Genomic DNA, 6,257 nt, shown 5'->3' on the forward strand with positions numbered 1-6,257 from the left:
CGGAGCCGCTTGATGGAACGCCTCGCGGGCAAGGTCGCGATGGTGACGGGCGCGGGTCGCGGGATCGGCGCCGCGATCGCGCACGCGTTCGCTCGCGAAGGCGCGGCCGTCGCGCTCGTCGATCTCGATTTCGCGCAGGCGCAGCATACGGCTGCCGCGATCGCGCGCGACATCGACGGCGCGCGCGTGCTCGCGCTGCATGCCGACGTCGCGCAGCAGGCGTCGGTGCGCGACGCGCTCGCGCAGACCGAAGCCGCGCTCGGCCCGCTCGACGTGCTCGTGAACAACGCCGGCATCAATGTGTTCGCCGATCCGCTGACGATGACGGACGACGACTGGCGCCGCTGCTTCGCGGTCGATCTCGACGGTGTGTGGCACGGCTGCCGCGCGGCGCTGCCGGGCATGGTCGAACGCGGCCGCGGCAGCATCGTGAACATCGCGTCGACGCATGCGTTCCGGATCATCCCGGGCTGCTTTCCGTACCCGGTCGCGAAACACGGCGTGTTGGGCCTCACGCGCGCGCTCGGCATCGAATACGCGGCGCGCAACGTGCGCGTGAACGCGATCGCGCCGGGCTACATCGAGACGCAGCTCACGCGCGACTGGTGGGATGCGCAGGCCGACCCGGCCGCCGCGCGCGCCGAGACGCTTGCATTGCAGCCGATGAAGCGGATCGGCAAACCTGAGGAGGTCGCGATGACGGCCGTGTTCCTCGCGTCCGACGAGGCGCCGTTCATCAATGCCGCGTGCATCACCGTCGATGGCGGGCGCGCGGCGCTGTACCACGACTGACGCAACGATTCGAAAGACCGCACGTGCGACGGCCGCGCGCACGCCGCGTCGAAACCAACAAGCGGCTGCATCCTGTTCGATGAAGACAAGGAGACACTGGAGATGAAACGCAGAACGTTCGTAACGCTGGCCGCAGCGGCCGCGGTGTTGATGGGCAGCCCGGTTGCGCACGCGTCCGATCCGGTCAAGATCGGCTTCCTGGTCAAGCAGCCGGAGGAGCCGTGGTTCCAGGACGAATGGAAGTTCGCCGAGATTGCCGCGAAGGACAAGGGCTTCACGCTCGTGAAGATCGGTGCGCCGTCGGGCGAGAAGGTCATGAGCGCGATCGACAACCTCGCCGCGCAGAAGGCGCAGGGTTTCATCATCTGCACGCCTGACGTGAAGCTCGGGCCGGGCATCGTCGCGAAGGCGAAGTCGCACAACCTGAAGATGATGACGGTCGACGACCGCCTCGTCGACGGCGCGGGCAAGCCGATCGAATCGGTCCCGCACATGGGCATTTCCGCCTACAACATCGGCAAGCAGGTCGGCGACGGCATCGCGGCCGAGATCAAGAAGCGCGGCTGGGACATGAAGGACGTCGGCGCGATCGACATCACGTACGAGCAGTTGCCGACCGCGCACGACCGCACGAGCGGCGCGACCGATGCGCTGGTGGCCGCGGGCTTCCCGAAGGCGAACGTGATCGCGGCGCCGCAGGCGAAGACCGACACCGAAAACGCGTTCAACGCGGCGAACATCGCGCTCACGAAGAACCCGCAGTTCAAGCACTGGGTCGCCTACGGCCTGAACGACGAGGCCGTGCTCGGCGCGGTGCGCGCGGCCGAAGGGCGCGGCTTCAAGGCCGACAACATGATCGGGATCGGCATCGGCGGTTCCGACTCGGCGCTGAACGAATTCAAGAAACCGCAGCCGACGGGCTTCTACGGCACCGTGATCATCAGCCCGAAGCGCCACGGCGAGGAAACTTCAGATCTGATGTACACGTGGATCACGCAGGGCAAGGCACCGCCGCCGCTGACGCTGACGACCGGCATGCTCGCGACGCGCGACAACGTGACGAAGGTGCGCGAGGAGATGGGGCTCGCCTCGAAGTAAGCGGTCCGCCGGCCGCCGCGGCGAAGCGGCGGCCGGCGGTCGATCGATCCGGAAGTGGGGAGACGACGTGTCAGCGGCACTGCGTTTTGACAATATCGGCAAGGTCTTTCCCGGCGTGCGCGCACTCGACGGCATCTCGTTCGACGTGCATGCGGGCGAAGTGCATGGCCTGATGGGCGAGAACGGCGCGGGCAAGTCGACGCTGCTGAAGATTCTCGGCGGCGAATATCAGCCCGATGCGGGCAGCGTGCTGGTCGACGGCCAGCCCGTGCATTTCTCGAGTGCGGCTGCGTCGATCGCGGCCGGCATTGCGGTGATTCACCAGGAGCTGCAATACGTGCCCGACCTGACGGTCGCGGAGAACCTGCTGCTCGGCCGCCTGCCGAACGCGCTCGGCTGGGTGAAGAAGGGCGAGGCGAAGCGCCACGTGCGCGAGCGGCTCGCGGCGATGGGCGTCGATCTCGATCCCGATGCGAAGCTCGGGCGGCTGTCGATCGCGCAGCGGCAAATGGTCGAGATCTGCAAGGCGCTGATGCGCAACGCGCGCGTGATCGCGCTCGACGAACCGACGAGCTCGCTGTCGCATCGCGAGACCGAAGTGCTGTTCAAGCTCGTCGACGACCTGCGCGCGCAAGGCCGTGCGCTGATCTACATCTCGCACCGGATGGACGAGATCTACCGGTTGTGCGATGCGTGCACGATCTTTCGCGACGGACGCAAGATCGCGTCGCATGCGTCGCTCGACGACGTGCCGCGCGAGCGGCTCGTCGCCGAGATGGTCGGGCGAGAGATTTCGGACATCTATCATTACGCGCCGCGCGCGCTCGGCGACGTGCGGTTTTCCGCCGAAGGCGTCGACGGCCCGGCGCTGCGCGAACCCGCCAGCTTCTCGGTGCGCGCGGGCGAGATCGTCGGCTTCTTCGGACTGGTCGGCGCGGGGCGCAGCGAACTGATGCGGCTCGTGTACGGCGCGGACCGCCGGCGCGCGGGCGTGCTGACGCTCGACGGCGCGCGCATCGACGTGAAGCGCACCGGCGACGCGATTCGCCACGGCATCGTGCTGTGCCCGGAGGACCGCAAGGAAGAAGGGATCATCGCGATCGCGTCGGTCGCGGAGAACATCAACATCAGTTGCCGCCGCCATTCGCTGCGCGCGGGGCTCTTCATCAACCGCAAGGCGGAAAGCGAGACGGCCGACCGCTTCATCCAGCGGCTGAAGATCAAGACGCCGAACCGGCGGCAGAAGATCCGCTTCCTGTCGGGCGGCAACCAGCAGAAGGCGATCCTGTCGCGCTGGCTCGCGGAGCCCGACCTGAAGGTCGTGATCCTCGACGAGCCTACGCGCGGCATCGACGTCGGCGCGAAGCATGAAATCTACGACGTGATCTACCGGCTCGCGGAACGCGGCTGCGCGATCGTGATGGTGTCGTCGGAACTGCCGGAAGTGCTCGGCGTGTCCGACCGCATCGTCGTGATGCGCGAAGGCCGTATCGCGGGCGAGCTGCCGCGCGAACAGGCGAACGAGCACTCGGTGCTGAGCCTCGCGCTGCCGCAGACGAGCGCCGTCGAGGCGGCCTGAGGCCGCGCGGGGTAGGCTGGGCCGGCCTCGGGCGGCGCACGACATTCGAATCGATCACGCGCGGCGCGGGCCGCGCGAAGCAGGAGCAGGAGACACAATCATGCAAGTCAGGGAAAACCTCGCCAGCGCGGCCGTGAAGCCGTCGGCCGACACGCTGGCGCCCCAGCAGAGCGACCGCCAGAAGTGGTGGCAGCACCTCACCGAATACAGCCTGATCGCGATCTTCGCGGTGATGTTCATCACGATGTCGCTGACGGTCGATCACTTCTTCTCGATCGACAACATGCTCGGCCTCGCGCTGTCGATCTCGCAGATCGGCATGGTCGCGTGCACGATGATGTTCTGTCTGGCCTCGCGCGACTTCGACCTGTCGATCGGTTCGACGGTCGCGTTCTCCGGCGTGCTGTGCGCGATGGTGCTGAACGCGACCGACAACACGTTCGTCGCGATCGTCGCGGCGGTCGCGGCAGGCGCGGCGATCGGCTTCGTGAACGGCGCGGTGATCGCGTATCTGCGCATCAACGCGCTGATCACGACGCTCGCGACGATGGAGATCGTGCGCGGACTCGGCTTCATCGTGTCGAAGGGGCAGGCGGTCGGCGTGTCGTCGGATACGTTCATCGCGCTCGGCGGGCTCACGCTCTTCGGCGTATCGCTGCCGATCTGGGTCACGCTGCTGTGCTTCATCGCGTTCGGCGTGCTGCTGAACCAGACCGTCTATGGGCGCAACACGCTCGCGATCGGCGGCAACCCCGAGGCGTCGCGGCTCGCGGGGATCAACGTCGAACGTACGCGCGTGTACATCTTCCTGATCCAGGGCGCGGTGACGGCGCTCGCCGGCGTGATTCTCGCGTCGCGCATCACGTCGGGCCAGCCGAACGCCGCACAGGGCTTCGAGCTGAACGTGATCTCCGCGTGCGTGCTCGGCGGCGTGTCGCTGATGGGCGGCCGCGCGACGATCTCGGGTGTCGTGATCGGCGTGCTGATCATGGGCACCGTCGAGAACGTGATGAACCTGCTGAACATCGACGCGTTCTACCAGTACCTGGTGCGCGGCGCGATCCTGCTCGCGGCGGTGCTGCTCGACCAGATGAAGAACCGCGGCGTACGCGACTGACCGATTCCACGGAGACGATCCGCATGACCATCGAAACTTCCGCGCACGATCCGCACGCCGCGAGCCACGCACGCTACGCGCGCTACCCGAGCCTCGCGGATCGGGCGGTGCTGATCACGGGCGGCGCGACCGGCATCGGCGCGGCGTTCGTCGAGCACTTCGCGCAGCAGGGCGCGCGCGTCGCATTCGTCGATCTCGACGCGCAGGCGGGCCGGGCGCTGGCGGAACGCCTCGCGCAGGCGCCTGACGTACGCCATGCGCCGTTGTTCCTTGCGTGCGACCTGACCGACATCGACGCGTTGCGCGATGCGATCGACGCGATCCGCGCAGGCATCGGCGCGATCGCGGTGCTCGTGAACAACGCGGCGAACGACGTGCGTCACGCGATCGTCGACGTGACGCCCGCATCGTTCGACGCGGGCATCGCGGTGAACCTGCGTCACCAGTTCTTCGCGGCGCAGGCCGTGATCGACGACATGAAGCGGCACGGCGGCGGCGCGATCATCAATCTCGGCTCGATCAGCTGGATGTTGAAGAACGGCGGCTATCCCGTCTACGTGATGGCGAAGGCGGCCGTGCAGGGGCTCACGCGCGGGCTCGCACGCGATCTCGGCCCGTTCGGCATCCGCGTGAATTCGCTGGTGCCGGGCTGGGTGATGACCGACAAGCAGCGCCGGTTGTGGCTCGACGACGCGGGCCGCGCGGCGATCAAGGCCGGCCAGTGCATCGACGCCGAGCTGCTGCCGGACGATCTCGCGCGGATGGCGCTGTTCCTCGCGGCCGACGACAGCCGGATGATCACCGCGCAGGACGTGGTGGTCGACGGCGGCTGGGCCTGAGCATTCGTGCGGGATCGCGCAACGAACCGTATCGTTTCTTCGACGAAGGAAAGGAGTTCATCATGACTGCCACGTCCTCGCGCGCATCGTCGTCCACGAGCCAGTCGCGCCGCGCGCGCCTGGCTGCAGCAGCCCAGCCGGTCAGCGCCGGCCCGCAGACCGCCGCGTTCGCGCAGGGCGTCGGCGCCGCGCACGCGGCGGCCGTCACGCTGTCGAACGCGTCGCTGCGGCTCGACGTGCTGCCGCATCTGGGCGGCGGCATCGCGCGCTTCGACTGGCGCGGCGACAACGGCGCACTGGTGCCGGTGTTCCGCCGCTGCGAGCACCCGCAAGCCGCGACGGATCCGAACGAGCTCGCGTGCTATCCGCTGTTGCCGTACTCGAACCGGATCGGCAACGGCCGCTTCGAATGCGACGGGCGCAGCGTCGCGGTGCCGCGCAACCGTCGCGACGAGTCGTTGCCGATTCACGGCGACGGCTGGCTCGCACCGTGGCAGGTGGACGACGCGACCGACACCACGCTGCAACTGTCGCTCGATCGCGCGAGCGGCGCGCCGTATGCGTTTCGTGCGATCCAGTCGTTCGCGCTCGACGATGCGACGCTGTCGATCGCGCTGACGATCGAGAACGCGGGGCGCGCACGGCTGCCGTTCGGGCTCGGCGTGCATCCGTTCCTGGTGCGCGACGACGCGACCGAACTGGCCGCGGCGGCCGGCGGGTTGTGGTTGTCGGGCGCCGATTTCCTGCCGGTGCCGCCCGTGAGCGTGCCGCCGGCGTGGCCGGTCCGCCTCGCGTCCCCGCCGCCGCCCACGCCCGTCAATCATGCGTTCCC

The 6,257-nt window shown here is 68.3% G+C and carries 6 protein-coding genes; all 6 read left to right on the forward strand.

The genetic code is table 11. From position 1 onward, the window contains the following. Positions 1–12: 12 nt before the first annotated feature. Entirely contained in the window at positions 13–792 is a 780-nt protein-coding gene (locus J7024_RS35985) for an SDR family oxidoreductase (RefSeq protein WP_124827181.1), read from the forward strand. A gap of 102 nt (positions 793–894) precedes the next feature. Further along, on the forward strand, positions 895–1,890 hold the full coding sequence (locus J7024_RS35990) for an arabinose ABC transporter substrate-binding protein (protein ID WP_175750755.1): 996 nt from the start codon (positions 895–897) through the stop codon (positions 1,888–1,890). A gap of 67 nt (positions 1,891–1,957) precedes the next feature. Beyond that, positions 1,958–3,469, forward strand: coding sequence for an L-arabinose ABC transporter ATP-binding protein AraG (gene araG / locus J7024_RS35995; protein WP_124827179.1), 1,512 nt, complete (start codon positions 1,958–1,960; stop codon positions 3,467–3,469). A 100-nt stretch (positions 3,470–3,569) separates the two neighbouring features. Beyond that, complete coding sequence (gene araH / locus J7024_RS36000) at positions 3,570–4,586, forward strand: L-arabinose ABC transporter permease AraH (protein ID WP_124827178.1); 1,017 nt, start codon at positions 3,570–3,572, stop codon at positions 4,584–4,586. 23 nt (positions 4,587–4,609) lie between these two features. Beyond that, the gene (locus J7024_RS36005; RefSeq protein WP_234745966.1) at positions 4,610–5,425 is read left to right on the forward strand and encodes an SDR family NAD(P)-dependent oxidoreductase; all 816 of its coding nucleotides are present in this window, start codon (positions 4,610–4,612) and stop codon (positions 5,423–5,425) included. A 62-nt stretch (positions 5,426–5,487) separates the two neighbouring features. Continuing rightward, a partial coding sequence (locus J7024_RS36010) for an aldose epimerase family protein (protein ID WP_234745968.1) occupies positions 5,488–6,257 on the forward strand: 770 nt, incomplete at its 3' end.

Origin of the sequence: Burkholderia sp. WTPI3 (assembly GCF_021483755.1) — a bacterium.
GTDB lineage: Bacteria > Pseudomonadota > Gammaproteobacteria > Burkholderiales > Burkholderiaceae > Burkholderia.

Bases quoted from the DNA above. Each gene is read 5' to 3' on its own strand.
- J7024_RS35985 (WP_124827181.1), top strand. From the start codon at position 13: ATGGAACGCCTCGCGGGCAAGGTCGCGATGGTGACGGGCGCGGGTCGC.
- J7024_RS35990 (WP_175750755.1), top strand. From the start codon at position 895: ATGAAACGCAGAACGTTCGTAACGCTGGCCGCAGCGGCCGCGGTGTTG.
- araH (WP_124827178.1), top strand. From the start codon at position 3,570: ATGCAAGTCAGGGAAAACCTCGCCAGCGCGGCCGTGAAGCCGTCGGCC.
- J7024_RS36005 (WP_234745966.1), top strand. From the start codon at position 4,610: ATGACCATCGAAACTTCCGCGCACGATCCGCACGCCGCGAGCCACGCA.